The organism is Balneola sp. (genome assembly GCA_002694685.1).
In the GTDB taxonomy this organism is placed as follows: Bacteria; Bacteroidota; Rhodothermia; order Balneolales; family Balneolaceae; genus Gracilimonas.
In genome coordinates this window covers 649,321-668,122 of the sequence record NZMW01000001.1, presented here as the reverse complement: position 1 = coordinate 668,122, position 18,802 = coordinate 649,321, and the positions used below count along the sequence as shown (strand labels likewise).

Annotated in this window: 14 protein-coding genes; 7 read left to right on the top strand and 7 right to left on the bottom strand. The window is 41.7% G+C overall.

The window, feature by feature from the left end; translation table 11 throughout:
- Nucleotides 1–20: 20 nt before the first annotated feature.
- Complete coding sequence (locus tag CL667_02895) at nt 21–338, top strand: hypothetical protein (GenBank protein ID MAL16635.1); 318 nt, start codon at nt 21–23, stop codon at nt 336–338.
- Between the two features lie 183 nt (nt 339–521).
- Here CL667_02895 and CL667_02890 read toward each other — a convergent pair whose 3' ends face one another.
- Together CL667_02890 and CL667_02885 are read right to left on the bottom strand one after the other, a co-directional pair.
- Nucleotides 522–1,604 (bottom strand): hypothetical protein, encoded by a 1,083-nt coding sequence (locus CL667_02890; protein MAL16634.1) that lies wholly within the window; start codon nt 1,602–1,604, stop codon nt 522–524.
- On the bottom strand, nt 1,597–3,024 hold the full coding sequence (locus CL667_02885) for a hypothetical protein (protein MAL16633.1): 1,428 nt from the start codon (nt 3,022–3,024) through the stop codon (nt 1,597–1,599). Before CL667_02885 ends, CL667_02890 begins: the two co-directional genes overlap by 8 nt.
- Nucleotides 3,025–3,297: 273 nt before the next feature.
- Here CL667_02885 and sprA point away from each other — a divergent pair, with 273 nt between their 5' ends.
- Nucleotides 3,298–10,584: a cell surface protein SprA gene (gene sprA, locus CL667_02880; GenBank protein ID MAL16632.1), complete on the top strand. Its 7,287-nt coding sequence runs from the start codon at nt 3,298–3,300 to the stop codon at nt 10,582–10,584.
- 333 nt (nt 10,585–10,917) lie between these two features.
- Here the strand turns inward: sprA and lnt are convergent, their stop codons facing one another.
- Nucleotides 10,918–12,459 carry an apolipoprotein N-acyltransferase gene (gene lnt, locus CL667_02875; protein ID MAL16631.1) on the bottom strand — a complete coding sequence of 514 codons (1,542 nt, stop codon included), beginning with the start codon at nt 12,457–12,459 and terminating at the stop codon, nt 10,918–10,920.
- A gap of 2 nt (nt 12,460–12,461) precedes the next feature.
- A complete protein-coding gene (gene rsmI, locus CL667_02870; GenBank protein MAL16630.1) occupies nt 12,462–13,145 on the bottom strand; it encodes a 16S rRNA (cytidine(1402)-2'-O)-methyltransferase in 684 nt (227 codons plus the stop codon).
- Between the two features lie 151 nt (nt 13,146–13,296).
- Here rsmI and CL667_02865 point away from each other — a divergent pair, with 151 nt between their 5' ends.
- Both CL667_02865 and CL667_02860 read left to right on the top strand, forming a co-directional pair.
- Nucleotides 13,297–13,683 carry a glyoxalase/bleomycin resistance/dioxygenase family protein gene (locus CL667_02865; GenBank protein ID MAL16629.1) on the top strand — a complete coding sequence of 129 codons (387 nt, stop codon included), beginning with the start codon at nt 13,297–13,299 and terminating at the stop codon, nt 13,681–13,683.
- Nucleotides 13,667–14,026, top strand: coding sequence for a hypothetical protein (locus CL667_02860; protein MAL16628.1), 360 nt, complete (start codon nt 13,667–13,669; stop codon nt 14,024–14,026). Before CL667_02865 ends, CL667_02860 begins: the two co-directional genes overlap by 17 nt.
- Nucleotides 14,027–14,057: 31 nt before the next feature.
- Here the strand turns inward: CL667_02860 and CL667_02855 are convergent, their stop codons facing one another.
- The 3 genes from CL667_02855 to bioB all read right to left on the bottom strand — a co-directional run bounded on the left by CL667_02855 (nt 14,058) and on the right by bioB (nt 16,412).
- A complete protein-coding gene (locus tag CL667_02855; GenBank protein ID MAL16627.1) occupies nt 14,058–14,741 on the bottom strand; it encodes a hypothetical protein in 684 nt (227 codons plus the stop codon).
- Nucleotides 14,742–14,744: 3 nt separating this feature from the next.
- Nucleotides 14,745–15,341, bottom strand: coding sequence for a hypothetical protein (locus tag CL667_02850; GenBank protein MAL16626.1), 597 nt, complete (start codon nt 15,339–15,341; stop codon nt 14,745–14,747).
- Between the two features lie 75 nt (nt 15,342–15,416).
- Entirely contained in the window at nt 15,417–16,412 is a 996-nt protein-coding gene (gene bioB, locus CL667_02845; protein MAL16625.1) for a biotin synthase BioB, read from the bottom strand.
- A gap of 141 nt (nt 16,413–16,553) precedes the next feature.
- On the opposite strand from bioB, the gene CL667_02840 reads away from it, so the two are divergent.
- The 3 genes from CL667_02840 (at nt 16,554) to CL667_02830 (ending at nt 18,797) form a co-directional block, all read left to right on the top strand.
- Nucleotides 16,554–17,249, top strand: a complete 696-nt coding sequence (locus tag CL667_02840; protein ID MAL16624.1) for a hypothetical protein — start codon at nt 16,554–16,556, stop codon at nt 17,247–17,249.
- 123 nt (nt 17,250–17,372) lie between these two features.
- Nucleotides 17,373–18,044, top strand: coding sequence for a DNA-binding response regulator (locus CL667_02835; protein MAL16623.1), 672 nt, complete (start codon nt 17,373–17,375; stop codon nt 18,042–18,044).
- Between the two features lie 69 nt (nt 18,045–18,113).
- The gene (locus tag CL667_02830) at nt 18,114–18,797 is read left to right on the top strand and encodes an rRNA methyltransferase (GenBank protein ID MAL16622.1); all 684 of its coding nucleotides are present in this window, start codon (nt 18,114–18,116) and stop codon (nt 18,795–18,797) included.
- Nucleotides 18,798–18,802 lie beyond the last annotated feature (5 nt).

Genomic DNA, 18,802 nt, shown 5'->3' with positions numbered 1-18,802 from the left:
AAGTTTAGACCAAAAATAGTATGGCTAAGAAAGATCAAACGATGAATCCGGGACAAATGGAAATCGAACTCAAGGAAGAAGAGGCTACTGGAACCTATTCCAACTTAGTTATGATCACTCATTCACCCTCTGAGTTTATATTGGATTTTATAGCAGTAATGCCCGGCGTTCCCAAAGCAAAAGTAGTTAAGAGAATGATTTTAACGCCCGATCATGCTAAGCGATTAGCTAATGCGCTAAATGATAATGTTGCCCGATACGAAAAAGAACACGGCGCCATCAGCTCAAATGATAAGGTTGATATGCACATGTACCGGGGCCCCCAGCCTGAAGCCTAAGAATTTTGAACAAGGAGCAAGGAACATTAAACCTTGAATGCAGAACGCTGAGAGTTCACTATTATCTGCAACTTCAAAACTTCGCGATTCCGAAACTCTGCAAATTCATAACTCGCTCCTGATAGGCTCTGAAATATAACAGCTTGCTCCGGACGCTCTTCGTCGGAGCGTTTTTTATTGTGGTTACTTCTTCGCTTCAAATAATAATCCCAATCCTACCAAAAAGAAGAAAATGTGGGGTAGGGTAGCGGCTAATTCAGGGGAGAGTGCTCCATAATGACCAAAGGGTTCTATTATTTTCATGAAGGCAAGATATAAGAAACTTATGGTTAGGCCAGCAGCAAGGTAGATGCCTTTACCGCCTCTGCGCCGCACACTTGCGAAAGCAAAGCCAACAATAATTACTACAATTATGGAGAAGGGATAAGCAAGCCTCCCATAAAATTGTACCTGCGGGATTTCAATTCCGCCGGCTCCGCTTCTCTCAATGGAAGCAATATAATCTACGGCTTCTTCATAGGTCAGCTGGTAGATGTCAGAGGAAGATCTGGCAAGGTCTCTGGGAAAAACATTAATTATGGTATCCTTTTCAACATAGTTTTTCTCAACATAGCCGATATCAGAAAAAATCCGCTCTTTCACGTTTTCAAGTCTCCAGCTTTGGGTTGAGTCAACCCATTCCATGCGGTTGGCATTCGTAGTTTTAACAATATTCTGGCCTTCAAATTGGACCATTCTTAACACGTAAGCGATCTGTTGATCTTTATCAAAATAATTGACTTCAAATTTCGTGTCAGCCGCAGGTTGCCGGTATATATTGCTTCTATCAATGCGTTCATTTTTACTTTGCAGGTACTCCTCTTCAAAAGCAATTCGGCCTGTATTGGCCTTTGGTATTACATATGCATCTAACAAACTTATACCAGTGGCACAAAGGGTAGCAAAAACAAGGTATGGAACTATTAATCTGTACAAACTTACGCCTGCAGCTTTAAGAGCCGTTATTTCCAGCCGATCAGACAGCTGTCCCGTCAAAAATAAACAGGCCACAAAGGCAGCGACGGGAAGAACGAGACGGGTCATTTCGGGAATATAGTTCAGGTAATAGTTTCTGAAAATCTCTCCCATCTGGGCACCTTGATCAGTAAAATCATCACTGTTTTCTGAGAAATCGATCATGATGAAGATGAAAATCAGCATCAACAAGACCACAGCTGTAATGGTGAGTAACCGCAAAAAGATATATCGATCGAAGTGTTTAATCACGCTTGGCAAAGAGTTTAGAAATTTGAATGCCGGTTGAAAGCTTGATAATCAAATATACACCAGCTAACGAGAGAACCACATTGAACGTCCACATCCCGATAAGTGGTGTTATAAAAAGTCGATCAGCTAGTTTTTCTCCCTGAATGAGTGACACCCAGTAAAAAGTTAGTACGACGGTACTTATGAGGGCTGCGAACCCAAAATTCCCTCTGCGCGTCATGATTCCAACAGGAGCACCAAATAGGATAAAAACCACACAAGCAAAAGGAATAGAAAGTTTTTTATGAATTTCAACGAGATAACGGGCAATGCGTTTTTCTCTCCATTCAATATTAGCGTTTACTGATTCCAGCTTGGTTCTGTATTCCTTCATTTGCCGGATAGATTCATTCACTAATGTGCGCTGTATCTCTGCTTTCTCAAAATAGTTGGTGACCATGTAGGGACTTTGAATAGACTGTATGTTACTCAAAGTATCAGGAAGCAATTTGTCATAATTAAAGAATGACTCTCGGCCCTGATATTTACTAGACGGAAACAGGAGCATGTTTTCGCTCATAAGTGATTGCTGATCGTCAATTTCATTGAACAAAGAGTCAACAACAGCCATCATAGCCCGGGAACTCATGGTGCGATCACTTCGATTTCTATCCTCCGGGTTTGACCTCATAAAAGAAAGGTTCGACAAATCGAGCGACATTATATGTTTCTTAAAGTGATTTCGCTCTATGATGTCATCAGACCGTCGTTTATTCCGAGTGAACTCCATGCTTGTGCCATTAATGAGGTGCAGTGTAAGCGCTTGCTCACCTTGGCTTACCAGTAACCCTTTATCTGCGACAATGTATGCCCGGTCTCGGGTTTTATCGGCTTTCTGAAATAATGTGATACTATAAAGGCTGTCAGTTTCACCATCTATTCGCTCCACAAGGAAGGTGTAGCCTTCAATGCCGTCGTAAAATATATTGGGTTTCAACTCAAAGCCGGGTTTCTTTAAACGGATATCAATAAAAAGGGATCGTGCTTTTTGATTCGCCTCAGGTAAAACATTATTTGAAAACCATGCTAATCCTATGAAGAGTAAAACGGAGGCAATCAGCACCGGACGAATTATTTTGAAGGGATTAATTCCTGATGCTCTCAAAGCGGTTAGTTCGTTGAGCTCCGAAAACTTTCCGTAAGCCATAAGTGTGGCTACAAGAACAGCCATGGGGGCAGCAAGTACAACCATGTAGGCTAAATTGGTTGCTATCAGTTCGGCAATAATAAGAATCGGAATGTCTTTACCAATCAGATTGTCGATATGAAGAATCAAAAACTGCATGAGCAGTAAAAACATCAGCGTAAAAAAACAGAAGAGAAAAGGGCTTAAATGCCGCTTTAACAAGTCTATTTGTAATTTATTTATGATTCTACTCAAAGTTTGCTCTTGCTTGGGTACTTTTCCATTTTGTCAGACGTAAATAATAGACATTTTCTATCTATAATTTAAAGGATGGATTGGCTTTTTAAACTTTCAAGATACTCAAATTAATAGTATTATCGTCCGCACCCATTCATCTACATACTAATTTTAAAAACCCATATTAGCCTATCGCACAACGCTACAGACAATAAGTAATAACCGAGTCAGTAAATAAAGCCGGTGCATTCTTTTTTTAAATTAGTTTATTACCTGCCATTCGCATGTTTAATGAATGGGTTACTGTTGATGGGTGTGTCTGCACAAGACACCAGCGATACCACAAAAACAGTTAGCGAGGCTGATAGTACCCTTGAAGGGGTGAAGTTCATCTACCGCCCACCTAAGGGACCGGTAAGCTTATCCCGAACGGTATCACCTGGGAAATTATACTATATAAATCTCTCTAAAGAACAATATGAGACCACCTGGGATTCTACTGACAACTATACCATAAGCCATAAAATTGATGGCATTGAAATTGATATTCCACAGGTTTTCAATTTTGACCAGTTTGTTCTTGAGAAAAAACGACAGCAAGAGCTTCAGATAAGAAAAACCCTTATCAACGATTATAAGGAGCAAGATCAGCAGGGGAAAGGGTTACTCGATTTTAGTCTGCAGATTCCGGGCGGGCAGTCTTCCGTATTTACAACAATTTTTGGAAAGCCGGAAGTAAATCTGCGTGTTAATGGATCGGCAAATATGAACGTAGGTGTTTCAATTCAAAACATTGATGACCCGACTATTGAGCCTGATCTGCAAAGACGTGTCGATCCCACCTTCAACCAAAACCTCCAGTTAAATATTCAGGGTACTATTGGCGATAAACTTACTATAGCCACAGACTGGGATACCGAGCGTGCATTTGATTTTCAAAACCGGTTGAGTATTGTTTATGAAGGATATGAGGATGAAATCATCAAGCGGATAGAAATGGGTAATGTATCCATGGAAACCGGTAACTCTCTGATACGTGGTGGTGCTTCTCTCTTCGGAATTAAATCGGTGGCCGAGCTAGGCTCACTTAGGCTAACATCAGTTGTCTCTCAACAAAAAGGGGAAAGTGATACTCAGACTATAACCGGCGGGTCACAAGAAACACAGTTTGCAATCCGGCCGGTTGAATATCAGAATAACCGTCACTTTTTCATCGACTTTTACAACCGGCAGACGTTTGAGCAGAATGTCTCTAACCCCCAGCAGCTAACTCAGGCTTATCAAATATCAGATTTGAGGGTTTGGATTTCAGAACCTCAGATTAATACTACAGATCCTGAAGCTGTACGTGCTGCCGCTTTTGTTGATTTAGGAGTTGTACAAAATGGCGGTCAGTATGGCCTTCCAAATCCTGATTTTGATATTATTTCAGAAGATTCCCTTTCACAAAACAGAAGTAATGTAAGTGCTTCAGCCGGGAATTTCGATGTAGCTGGTAATGACTTCTATAACGGATACTTTAGGCCTTTAACGGAAGGAGCAGATTATTCGATCAATAAAGCGCTTGGCTACATAAGCTTGAATCGAACTCTTAGTGCGGGAGCTTACTTAGCTGTCTCTTTTATACGCCAACCTGTTCAGGGAGAAGGAAACACACCCATTGAGGTAGGAGACATAGCTCCGCAGTCTTCTGGTCTCAGTTATTTCAAACTCGTCCGTACAAATAACCCAACTCCAGACTTGAAATCATGGCCGCTAACCATGAGAAATATTTACTCGCTGGGAGTTTCCAACTTAACACAAGAAGGGCTACAACTTGACGTCAAATTCACCAGTGGCAACGTCGATGATACAAACCTTCCTGGAAGAAATACTCCGCTTTTGCAAGATTTGGGACTGGATAGAACAAATACCGAAGGTGCTATTACACCGGATAACCTGGTTGACTTTTCCGGTATAGCCTTGGATGCGAGAAACGGGACCATTTTATTTCCATATTTAGAGCCTTTTGGCAACAGAATAACTGAGTTACTGGAGCAAACATCCGCTTCAGATTCTACTATTCAAGCTCTTTCCTTCACGGAGCTTTATAATGAAAAGCAAAACACAGCTGATCAAAGTACTTCTAAAAATACCCTATATAGAATTGAAGGTAGTTCTACAGGTGGTACATCTGGAAACTATACACTTGGATTTGGTATTGTAGAAGGGTCGGTGAAAGTATTTGCTGGAGGAACACAATTAACAGAAGGGGTAGATTACGAAGTTGATTACTCGTTTGGAAGCATCACAATATTGAGTGAACAATACCTTGCTTCAGGACAAGATATTCGTATCGAATTTGAAAAGAACCAGTTGAATGCCATTGGGCAGAAGAACTTTACGGGACTCCGTGCAGAATATGAGGTGAGTGACGATATCAACATTGGAGGAACCTACTTTAGGTTAAATGAACAGCCCCTTTCTGACAAAATCCGTATAGGTAATGAATCCATTAGTAACACGGTGTTGGGTTTGGATGCTAATGCAAGTTTTGATACGCCCTGGATAACCCGGTTTATTGATAAGATTCCACTTCTCCAAACAAAGGAAACTTCCAGTATTAGTGTGAGTGGGGAATTTGCTCAGTTAAGACCGGGTGTTTCTCAAACCAATGCTGTTCGTGATGCTATTGATAAGGGAGAGCTTTTTAATGATGAAGAAAACGGTCTGTCGTTCATCGATGATTTTGAGGGAACTGAGCTTAGCATTTCTTTTACCAGTCCAACGCGATGGAATTTAGCTGCTGCTCCGGCCGCTATCCCGGGATATGGGCCGGATCAGGGTTTCTTTCAAGATTCAGATATGTCATTGAATAGCTCCCTTGAATCTAAGATTGACCGCTCTGACTTAAGAGGGCAGTTCTCATGGTACAGTATTCCTAGAAATGCGGAGAGTATTCTAGCCGGTTCGAGCCGCAGGGAACCTGAAGCCGAGATTGTTCTCACTGAAGAAGTTTTCCCGGGGCGTGAAACGAATAATGCACAGGATCAGGTACTTACGCCGCTGGACATTTACTATAATCCATCTAACCGAGGCCCTTATAACTACAACTTTGATCTCAGGAACAAGCTTGAGAACGAGCCTGAGAATCAATGGGGTGGAATGACAGCGGCCTTGCCATCGGGACAGGAAGATTTAACCCAGAACAATATTGAGTTCATTGAATTTTGGGTGCAGCCTATTCTTCCGGGTGAAGCGGAGCCTACAGCTGAGGATATTGCTGCCTATGACGGGAAAATCTACATCGATATTGGAACCATTACCGAAGATGTAGTTCCAAACTTTGATCTGAATACGGAAGATGGGTTAGCCACGAACCTCGAAAATCTGGAGTTTGATACATTTCAGGAGAATCCAAGGTCTTACGTTCCTGCGAATCCGACCGCGCCTCAGGGTCAATTTTCAAATGATGACCGAGAGCTGGAGGATGTTGGATTTGATGGAGTGCCAAGTAACAATGGATTTGATGAGCAAAAAGTAGAGACCGCTTTGTTTAGTACGTTCCTCGATTCTATGCGGCAGTCATACGGAGAAGAAAGTGATGAATTTCAGTCTATTTTAGCTGACCCTTCTAACGATGATTATGTGTACTACAGGGAAAACAGCGTCCAGGATTTACCTATCCAGGAACGTTTCTATCGGGTAATGGGATACCACGAAGGGAATACACCAACCGCGGGTGGAGATGAGTCGGTAAGGGCTATCACAACACGTCCTGATACCGAAGGCTTAATAAGCCGTGCTAACATCGAGACCAATAATAATTACTACCAGTACGAGATCAATCTAAATCCGGCCGATTTCAACTCTCTCGAAATTGAAACCAATCCCGACCCTGATAACAGAACTTATATTGTAGATAAGGTTCCGAGTGATCGTCAATCGAACCGATGGCACTTAGTTAGAATACCGCTCAACGACTTTAAACGGAAAGTGGGAGATATTGATGGCTTCCAAAACATCAGTCATATCCGAATGTGGATGTCGGGTTACGAGAAACCATTCACTATGCGTTTTGCTACTTTTGAATTTATTGGTAGCCAGTGGCGTAAGGTGGAGAATATTGAGGAGAACGAGAATTTCACCGGAGAGTTTAAAGTATCAACCATCAATATTGAGGAAAATGCCAACCGTGAACCTGTTCCTTATCGCCAGCCTGACGGTTCCATTCGTGCCTTAAACAGAGGGGTTCAGGTTCAATCTTTAGCTAATGAGCAGTCCATTGTATTAGGGGTTGAGAACTTAGGTCCCGGAGAAATTCAGATGGTGAAGAAGGTGTACCCGGGCGGACTAAATCTTCTAAACTACTCCAACATGCGTATGTTTGTGCATGGTGAAGGTTATTACGATCAAACCAAAACAAATAACGGTCGGGCCAGTGCCGAGTTAGTAGTTCGTATGGGTACTGATCTGAACGCGAATTATTACGAGTATCGCCAGCCGGTTTCCCCCTCAGATCCTGAATTCCCATTCTCTGCATACAGCACTGAAGGCGGGGGAGAATTGGAAATTGATGCCGAGGAAGTGTGGCTATATGATCAGAACAGTATGAATATGGTTCTATCTGCTTTTAATCAGCTTAAACAAATAAGGGATCAGCAGGGTGTAAGTGATTTAACACAGCGGTTTGAGCAGCAGCTTTCAACCCTTTCCGTAGATGGTGAAGAAATAGCTGAAGGGGCAGTAGTGAGTATCAAAGGGAATCCATCATTAGGCCGGGTTTCTGAAATTGGAATGGGAATTTATAACCCTCATGATCCATCGGATATAAATTCCCCAGGTTCACCAAGTTTAAATGCGGAATTCTGGTTGAATGAGTTACGAGTGTCCGGTTTTGATAATGAGAAAGGCTGGAAAGCGAATGCAAATGCTAATTTTAAGTTTGCTGATTTTGCCACCTTCAATTCAAACTTCTCAAGAACCACAACGGGCTTTGGTGGCTTAGAATCACGGTTAGGTTCACGAAGTGTATCTGACCAGATTGGATATGACTTAAGCTCAACGGTTAACCTGCACAAGCTGATTCCTGACCGATATGGCTGGAACTTCCCTGTAACGGTTACCACGCGTAAGAATATTTCAACCCCTAAATTTTTACCCAATCAAGGGGATATTAGAACCGATGACTTTATTGACGCCACAAACAGTAATGATGAGCTGACGGAATCGGAAAAACAAGCACAGATAAATCAGCGCCTAAATGAAATAGAGACGGTAAGTGATAATTTCTCCGTTAACGTTTCAAATATATCCAAGCAGAATTCTGAAAGTAAATTAGCCCGATATACCATTGATAAAACCCGGCTGAGTTATGTCTATAACGAGGGGCATTCCAAGAACCCGGAAATCCAGTTTCAGGATGATTGGAACTATAGTTCATCCATTCAATATAATCTGGCGTTTAATAACGTGAAGCTATGGCAACCATTTGGATTCACAGAAGAAGTGCCGGTGGTTGGGGTACTGTCTAACCTACGTCTGGGCTATATGCCGACTTCAATAAACGCATCGGCAAACCTGAACCGTTCTTATAAAGAGACTCGCCGACGTGCAGAGTTGGACGATGATGGATTTGAAGAAATTCAACCTTTGCAGCAAAGTCAGACGTTTAATCAGCGATCCGGGTTTGGTTTTAACTATAATCTGACGCCATCTATTCCTATCTCATTCCGTACTAACACCAGCTATGATTTATCCACTGCGGGACGAGAAAACATCAATAAGACCGGGCTTGATGCCGATAGTAGTACCTACACGCTCACCCCAACATTTGAAGTATTAAATGGAATTATAACAGATACGCTTTCGGGAAGACGATCCAATTACGACGAAACCTATACGGCGAGCTGGCGACCTCAGTTTAATAAGCTCAAAGGTATGGAATGGTTTACTTATTCGGCTTCCTATGCAGGGGGATTTGGCTGGACAAACAGTCCGAGCGGTTCCGGATTAGGAGCAGGTGTATCCAACAGGTTCCGGTTAGACCATACCGTAAAACTTGGCATTGGAAGTTTGATTGACAAGATTGGATTCTTTCAGAGATTAGAAGAGGAGAATACCAAAGAAACTAAAGCAAGGAACCAGTCCAGCCCTTCAAACAGTGACGGGGAAGAAGCTGCACCAAGCCCCGATCTGGCTAAAGACGTTAGGTATCTTGGAAGGAAGGCTATTCTGGCCATTTTCAGTATGGAAAGTGTTGATATCACCTACAATCAAAATAAAACATCATCGCAGGCCGGATACAGCGGAGATTCACAGATATTTTATTCCTTAGCTGGTGAGGCTGACGGCAATTACTCGCCACCTTTAGGGTACAGACTCGGTATTGATGAGGAACTGCCTCGTTCGCAATTAATCCAGCAAAGTCCCTCGGGAAGTGCAATCACATTACCCAAGAATAACACGTATTCTGACAACATCACGATGGCTACCAAGCTCAACCTGTTTGAAAACTTCACGGTTGATTTAAGCTGGAATACAAAATGGGACGAGCGCGAAACCAACACCATTGCCTTGACTCCCGGTGGTGAATTTAACTCAACTATTTCATCAAGCGGAAATATCAGTTCTTCGGTATGGTCTTTCGGTAAAGGATATCGCGATTTATATGAACGACAGCTTCAAACAGCCTTTGATGATTTGAATGCAGAGGACGGTGTAATTAGTGATGAAGTTGAAGCAGGAGGTAACGGCGACGGTAGAATTGTACTGAACCGAAATACTCTTGAAGAAGATTTTAGGAGAGCTTATTTAGGATCTGGAACCGGCGCTATAGGGCAGAAGGGGTATACGCCTATTCCTAAGCCCAACTGGCGAGTTACGTGGTCTGGCGTGCAGGACTTGATTCCTTTTATCGGCGGGGCTATGCGGGCAGCTACACTGACTCACGGCTATACAGGAAGCTATAGACTGGGATGGAGCCTGAACACGCTTACGGGAATTCAGGACCCACAGGGACTAGGGGCGTTTAGCGTTATAGATCAAAAGGACTTATATGAACCAAATTCAATAAACGTAGAGCGTCGCTTTTCACCACTCATTCAGCTTAATGTTACCTGGGAATCTGACCTAAGAACACAAGTCAGCTTTGATAAAAGCAATACTACCAGTTTAGCTCTTTCCAGTAGAACGGTAACGGAAAGAGGGTCAAAAGGTCTGTCAGCAACTGTTAATTATACTTTCAAGAATGTCAGAATTCCTATTTTCCCGAAAATTAAAAACAATATTACCGTAGCTATAAACGGTGGTTTTGCCGACGATACTGAGAAGAAATTTTATCTGAATCAGGATGTGGATGAGGTTTTAAGTGATACAGATCTTATTCCGGAAGTCAATCAATATGATTTTACTGATCCCTTTGTTACCGGGCAGAATAGAATTAATGGCTCTTTGGTATTTGGGTACCGGTTCTCACAAACGGTAACCTCAAACTTTGAATATACATTGACTAAAGTAACACCTAAGTCATCTGCCTTCCCACCACGTACCAACCACGAAATTAGGTTCAACTTTAAGATTGCTATTCAGTCAAGATAAAATCAGTAATCACTTAAAAGAGATAGAGCTGCTTACTAAACCTGAGTTCGATTATACAAATTGAGAGTTCCTCTACTATGTGTATCGGCAAGTAAGTGGTCACCCTGAACTTGATTCAGGGTCTGAGAAGAGTGATTCTTTGATCCCGGTAAGCTTCTTTACTAACACCTCGTCCTTTTCAGAGGCTGAATCAATACTGAATCTACGTTCAGCACATGGTTCAGCATGACGACCTAGAAGTTTGACTCCCTTCGAATAAAAAAAACCTACTTGTGTGCCATTTATGGCTGAGTGATGACAGCAACTGTTTTTAAATCGAACTCAAGTGCTTACTTAATTTTCTTGTTTGCGGAATCGGAAGAAGCCAAACCCAATAACTGTAATTGAGAGGCAAAGAAGGGGAAGCCAATTCCCAAATCGTGTATAAAAAGTCTGGGTATGCAGGTTTTGAATGGTTCCGGTAAATCCGGTACGTACCCAGTAATCGGTTTTATGTTTGATAGTGCCATTAGGAGCAATAATCCCTGAAATTCCATTATTGGCGCTTCGTGCAACCCAGCGGTCAAACTCAATAGCACGGAGCCGAGCATAGGAAAAGTGTTGATAATGTCCGCTTGTGTTGCCCCACCAGCCGTCGTTAGTAATAATCGTTAAGAATGTGGCATCCTGTTGTACAAACTCACGAATCCAGGAGGGGTACACGGAATCATAGCAAACAAGGCCGCCAGTTCTGAAGCTCTCGGTGTCAATCATATCTACGGAGTTTCCTTTTCCGAAACCCGCAATTTCACCCCAGTTTACCCAACCAAAAACATCTAAGGTTGTGAGTGTAGGCAGAAAAGGTACACGTTCAACTATAGGCACCAGATTCGCTTTTTCGTAAGCTGAGATATTTCCATCAGCATCAACATACATGGTGGCATTGAAGATGTTGAATGGAGCGCCTTGGTAAAGTCCCCTGTAGAGCACATCAGTATCTTTAGGGTATGTTTTGAAGAGCCCGGTTCCAACCAGGAAATTCATATCCCAGGCCTTAGCAGAATCAGCAATTCTATCTGAAGTTGGGGAATCTAAAAAGATATATCCGTCGATGGCGTTTTCTGGCCAAATAATTAAATCGGTTGTTGGGGTGATGGTTCTTGATGTTAACGCGAAAAGGCTATCCATCACTTCCGGTAACCCGCTCATTCCACCGTAGGACTCATAAGAATCATGATTAGGTTGAATAATGGCAACTTCGGTAAGATTAGATTGACTTTCATCATTGGCGTCTTCAAAAAGTAAGAATGACCAAACGGGAAAAATGAGAAATACCGCCAAGGCTACATAGCGTATTTTTGGTTGATTATATCTCAGAACCTGATAAGCAAACGCAGAACTGAGGACTACCCAAAAGGTTATACCAATATGCCCTGTAAACGAAATGTACTGAATAACCCCAATCATATTTGACCAGGCATTACCGATAGAAAGCCAGGTCCACGATAAATCCCACTGGTGGTGGAGAAACTCATAGCCTACCCATGCGGAAGCCTGTAACAGTGCTATTAAGAGCGGAGATTTACTCTTCTGGGAAAAGAACTTGCCAAGGCATAGTGGGATCGTCATTAACACACTATTCGCGAGAATTGCGGCAATACCGGCGCCAAGGCTTGCCATCATCAACCAGTAGGTGCCAATCAAGTTCCAAACTACAAATCCGGCATAACTGTAGTAGGCCAGTTGTTTGTAAGAGTCACATTTTTGGGAAAGATGAAACAGCAGGATAAAAGCCGGAAAAGTTAAAAAAGAGAGATTGACGGGAGGGAAGCTCAATCCCAGTAAAATTCCCGCTGAGATAGACAGCACCCACTTATTTTCAAGCCATTCCTTCATCATTATTCTGAGTATCCTTTTCCTGAAATTACGACCACGATTTCACCTTTGATGGAATCCCTTTGCTCATACTCTGCCTTGAGTTCGGCTATGGTTCCTCTGGTTACTTCTTCAAACTTCTTAGTGAGCTCACGGGCTACAGCCGCCAGTCTTTCGGGCTCAAAATGTTCTTCAATTTCACCCAACAACTTTAGCAGCCTATTTGGACTTTCATAAATTATGATGGTCAGCTCTTCTTCCGAAAGTTGCCCCAATCTTTTCTGTCTTCCTTTCTTGTGGGGAAGAAAGCCTTCAAAGATGTACCGGTCACAAGGGAGTCCGCTGGCTACCACAGCAGTTGTAGCGGCGTCAGGTCCGGGTATTACACTAACAGTGTGGTTCCCGTTTTGAGCGGCGCGCACAGCCAAAAACCCCGGATCAGAAATACCCGGCATCCCGGCATCACTGATAAGTGCTACATCCTGATTAGCATCCAGAATATTCATCAGGTGCCCAACTTTTCGGTGTTCGTTGTGTTGGTGAAAAGAGAAGGTAGGCTTATCAATCTGAAACCTTTGGAGGAGGTGCCCGGAAGTTCGGGTGTCTTCGCAAGCGATGTAATCTACCGACTGTAAAACCTCAACTGCTCTGGGCGATAAATCCTGAAGGTTACCTATGGGAGTTGCTACTATAAAAAGTGTGGACACGCTTTCCTTTTGTTTGAACAATTATTTGATGAATCTAAATTACAAAGTCTGATGAATAATTGGAGACTGAATTTTGAGTTTGGAATTTCAGAGCAGGGTTGTATGTTTGTCTCATAAATTAAAAAATGAAGAATCATCTGGAAAAACGCATATGAATTTTAAACCAACAGGGTTAAACCACATTACTATTAGAGTTAACCGTATTGATGCCTCTAAGGAATTTTATGGAGATATCTTGGGACTTGAATTGGTGAGAACCATGGGCCAAAGTATGGCCGTTTATAGAATCGGTGAGAAAGATACGCTGGTAATTGTTGAAGCCGAAACCAGTTATGACCCTACTTCAAGAGATTTTAGAGTAGATCACTTCGGTTTTTATGTAGATGAGCCCAAGCAGGTTGATGAACTTGCCAAGTATTTCAGGGAGAAAGAAGTTACCATCATGAGTGGGCCTGCAAACCGTAAGAAAGGGCGATTTTTATTCGTTGCTGATCCTGACGGAAATATGATCGAGTACTTTTATGAAGAGGAAGAATGAGATAGAGAAGGAGCTGGACCAAAAAGAGTTTGAGAACGAGATTGGGCGAGATTTGGCCCAACAGTATCATCAGCTTAGCAACAAGGAAAAGCTGTTGGAAGGAAAGAATAAGTACGTAATTGGAGTTACGCACTTCTTTGTAACCATTGCCTTTTTTGAAGTTCTTTATTGGCTCATCAAGACACTAGTAAATGGTATAAGCCTAGGTTATACAGCTCCATTTTTTGAGCTTTTATTTCCATTCATACACTTTGTCTTTTTAATAATGGGGATTTATTCAGCTTATTCACTGAAATCACCAATTATATATATACTGAAGCTGACGCCAAACGGGTGGAGTTAAAGTCAGGAATAGGTTTGGAGAGCTTTCAATCTCAACGGTTTATATAGTATGATGTGCTAAGCAGAAATAAATGCTCGATTCCGCCATCACTAAAAATGTCCTGAGTTCGGTATTGGAAACCTGCTTCAAATTTTTGTTTTGAGTTGAAGTACCAGCCTAAGCCAATCGAAAATCTGTTTTCTGCATCAGCTTCATCTTTATTGAAGGCTGTCATCATCTCATCTTTTAGGATCAGGTACTTTTCTCCGGCGTCCAGTTTCTCGCCGTTTAAAGGGAAGTCATAGCTTAGCCGGTATCGCAGTCTGTTTTGATAGGAGCTGGACCGAATCCGTTGCTCAAGCCGAACTCGGTGTGCAAGTCTGCGATCTCCTAAGTAAGAGATAAACCCAATCTGCTCTAAAAACCGATGTTCATATTGATATCCATCTAAAAAGGGAGTGGAGAGCCTGTAATAGTAACCTCCTCCAATTTTAGTGCCTGCAGAAAGCCCGTATGAGAAAGACAACTGGGGTTCGATGTAATCAACAGCACCCTGATTGTCAAAATCCCGGGCAGAATTGAATATCGAGAGTTTTGCATTATACCCCATCCGGTCGGAAGTTTTCCATGAATAAGAAAGTTCGGGATTCCAGATAAGTTCTGCTTGCTGAGAAAAAACACATAATGGGGCTAACATTCCTGCAAGGAGGAATGCCCAAACTTTTGTTGAAAACATAAATTACCAAATGTTATCCAGGGAACGTCTCACAATTCTACGTTTCTGAATGAAATTACCGTTTACGTCAAACAGCAACTCAAAGGAACCAAGCTCATCTTTATTTTGTCCGTCAATTTCTATCTCATAGCGAATTGCTAAACGATCAGTTGAACCACTTTTTATGGCTCCAAGAATCGTATCATTGCTCTTCTGCTGATTCAAAAATTGGCGCTGAACTCTGGTAAATTTAAACTTCGAGTACTGCTTTTCTATTTCTTCTGTGATGGTGTTCCGTAAAGGTTCTGGGAGTTCATCAAACTCAATCAGTTGTTCTGCATCAATGAGCAGACCGGTCGAATCAAACTGGAAACTGTACAAGTGTCCTTCCCAATCAAACTTTACTTCATAGCTGATCTTTTTACCGTCTAATTGCCGGTAAAAATCTGCTTTTTTTTGCTCATTCCAAAATTCATTTAGAGCGGATAAAGCCAAGGCTGGCATATCTTTCTCGCTGATGGATTCTTCAACCTCATTTTTTGTGTCTTGGGCTACACATAGACGAGATGTGGTGAAGATAAGAGCAAGCAGAAGGAATAGTATTAGGTAATGTGTTTTCATACTAAAATATGGAAAACACGTATTACCTAATCTTTAACAGAGAATTAAATTAAGAATAACTCAAGTTGCCATTAATCAGGCAATTGCCTCTGGCACATGCTCAGGCTTCGCATTTTTGTAAGCTGGGCGGGGCTTCAATCCAAACAGCTCAAACATGTGCATGTCCTCTTCGAGCTCGTTGTTGTCGGTAGTGAGAAGTTTTTCTCCTGTGAAGATGGAATTCGCTCCGGCCATAAAGCAAAGCGCTTGTTCTTCGAAGTTCATTCGTACGCGTCCTGCTGAAAGACGAACCATAGATTCCGGCATCAGAATTCGGGCGGTGGCAATCATTCGAGCCATTTCCCAGGAAGGTACTTTCGGTTGATTTTCCATTGGCGTTCCTTCCACAGCGATTAGGGCATTTACAGGAACAGACTCAGGATGCTTGTCTAAATTTGAGAGGGTGTAGAGAAGTCCCATTCGGTCTTCATGGGTTTCACCCATACCAATAATTCCACCCGAGCAAACCGAGATGTCATTATCCTGTACTTTTTTAATAGTGTCCAGGCGATCGTCGTAGGAGCGGGTGGTAATTATCTTTTTGTAGAAATCTTCGCTGCTATCAAGGTTGTGGTTGTAGGCGTACAGACCAGCTTCTTTTAGTTTTTTAGCTTGGTCATCATCAAGCATACCGAGTGTGGCGCAAACTTCAAGACCCATGTCTGCGATATCAGAAACAACATCCAATACCTTATCAAAGTCTTTTGTTTTACGAGCGCTTCTCCAGGCTGCTCCCATGCAAAATCGAGTGCTTCCCGCTTCTTTAGCTCGTTCAGCTGATGCGAGAATCATTTCTTTAGGCATCATCTTTTGGGCGTTCACATCTGTGTCGTACCGGGCAGACTGAGGGCAGTAGGCGCAATCCTCAGAGCAACCACCTGTTTTAATAGAGAGTAACGTACACACCTGGACTTCTCCGGTTTCATGATGCTCCCTGTGAACAGTTTGGGCTCTATATATGAGCTCCATAAGGGGAGTGTTATAGATGTCAGAGATTTCTTCTTTGGTCCAGTCGTTACGTAATACAGCCATCTTGAGATAATTGATTAAAATATTTTGCCGAAATTAAAAGGAATCCCTTCAAAACCCAATTTAGATTGTGATAAATTTACAGGAGTGTTTTAGAAATTTTGTATCTACTCACTAAAGCATCCTAAAAAATTAAAATCAGCTATGCGCGAAGTACTTATTTCAGGTAAAACTTCTTTTAAAGTAGAAGTACCCTATAAATTGATCGAAACAGGTAAAAAAGGGAAGAAGCCACTTATTTTATACCTGCATGGATATAATCAAAACATTGAATATCTGGAAAAGAAAATGGATAAGATGTTGGATTTGAATGCTTATCACTTATTCATTCAGGGGCCATATCCAATTTATGATACTTCTAGAGAAGTCAATGTCTCAAAATGGGGAAGGGCCTGGTATTTGTATGATGGCAATCAGGGGCAGTTTATTAAATCGATGGAAGTTGCCTCCGAATTTATACAAGAGATCATTGATGGACTTGTAGATGTAATTGATATAAGCAGGCTTTGTGTGTTTGGCTATTCAATGGGTGGCTATTTAGGAGGGTATTTTGCATTCTCAAGATGGAAGCACGTAAATGAATTGATTGTTGTGGGAGGACGAATCAAAACGGAAGCTTTTGATGGAAAGAGAGAACAGGCGAATCATATTAAAGTTTTAGCCTTGCATGGAAAAACTGATACCAGCGTTTTTCCTGATCCTCAAGAAGAATGTATAGAGCTTTTGAAAAAAGAAGGTTTTGACGCTGAATTTAAGTTGTTAGATGCCGGTCACGAATTGTCAGATAAGTTCGTATCTGCCTCTAAGGGTTGGTTGAAGGCATTAGATTATGCTGAATGAAGTTCTTTTGGTTAGCTCTTTGATTCTAATGTTTGTTAAGTTATTTTAATCCAACTATTGAAAAGCAGTTCATAAATCATTACGATTCCGAAAACAAAGCTACAATAAAACCCCACGAAGGACATGAATATACTTGTAATTGAAGACGACCCGTCTGTTCGTACTTTAGTTAAAGCAGTGCTTGAGCATAATGGAAACTCTGTTTCTACTGCTGACAATGCCACTAATGGAGAGTCTAATGCTATAGGCGGTGATTTTGATATGATCATATTAGACCTTGGCCTTCCTGATGGCGATGGATATGAAGTTTGTAAGAATATCCGAGGTGCTAATGTGACTACACCTGTGCTAATCCTTTCTGGAGAACAAGAGACAGACGTAAAAGTTAAATGCCTGAAAGTGGGCGCGGATGATTATCTGACAAAGCCTTTTAATACTGAGGAATTGATTGCACGTATGGATGCAATCAAACGCCGTACCGAATCGGGTGGGGAGCAGCAGTTAATTTGTAAAGAGCTCAGAGTTGATTTACTAAAGCGTGAATTTTCTATCAACAGTGATAAAGTACAGCTCACAAATAATGAGTTTAACCTATTGGTTTATTTTCTGAAGAATAGAAACCGGGTGATTACACAAGAAGAGCTAGCCGAGAAAGTGTGGGATATTCATTTCGATACACAAACCAACTACATCAATGTGTACATTAGCTATCTGAGAAAGAAAATCAGAGAGCATACAGAAGTTGATTACATTGAGACCATTCGTAAAAAAGGATTTGTATTCCGCTGCGAATAATTTCACAAAGAATTGTAAAGCCTCGTTCATTAATTATATGTGCGAGGCTTTTTTTATGTTGAAGAATCTATGGATCCAAAAACTCAAAATAAGCTGACAGAACATTTACGGAAATTTGCGACAGAGTCTCGTTGGGAGAAAATCGAGGAGATTGTGCAGTTGCGAACACGCCATATTTCGGTAGTAGTAGAGGATATCTATCAGTCACATAATGCCAGTGCGGTACTACGCAGTTGTGATGGTTTTGGAATTCAGGATGTACACATCATAGAGAATCAGAATCAATTTGACGCATCAAATCAGGTAACCATTGGGGCCGATCAGTGGTTAACGCAGTTTAGATATAACGAGCCGAATACGGACAACACTGAAGCCTGTTTTAAATCATTAAAGGCAAAGGGATATAAAGTCATTGCAACCTCTCCTCATGAAAATGATTTAAACCTGAATGATTTGCCTATTGATAATAAAATGGCTCTGGTTTTTGGGACGGAATTGGACGGAATTAGTGACAGAGCTAAAGAACTAGCCGATGGATTTGTTAAAATCCCCATGGCTGGTTTCAGCGAAAGTTTCAATATTTCGGTCAGTGCCGCTATATGCCTTTATAATCTGACACGAAGGCTTAGAGACTCGGAAGTGAATTGGCGTCTGTCAGAAGCTGAAATGGCTAAGCTGAAGTACCTCTGGATAAAACAGTCCATTAAAGCAGGGGAGCAGCTCGAAAAAGCATTTCTTAAAGAGAATAAATGAAAAAC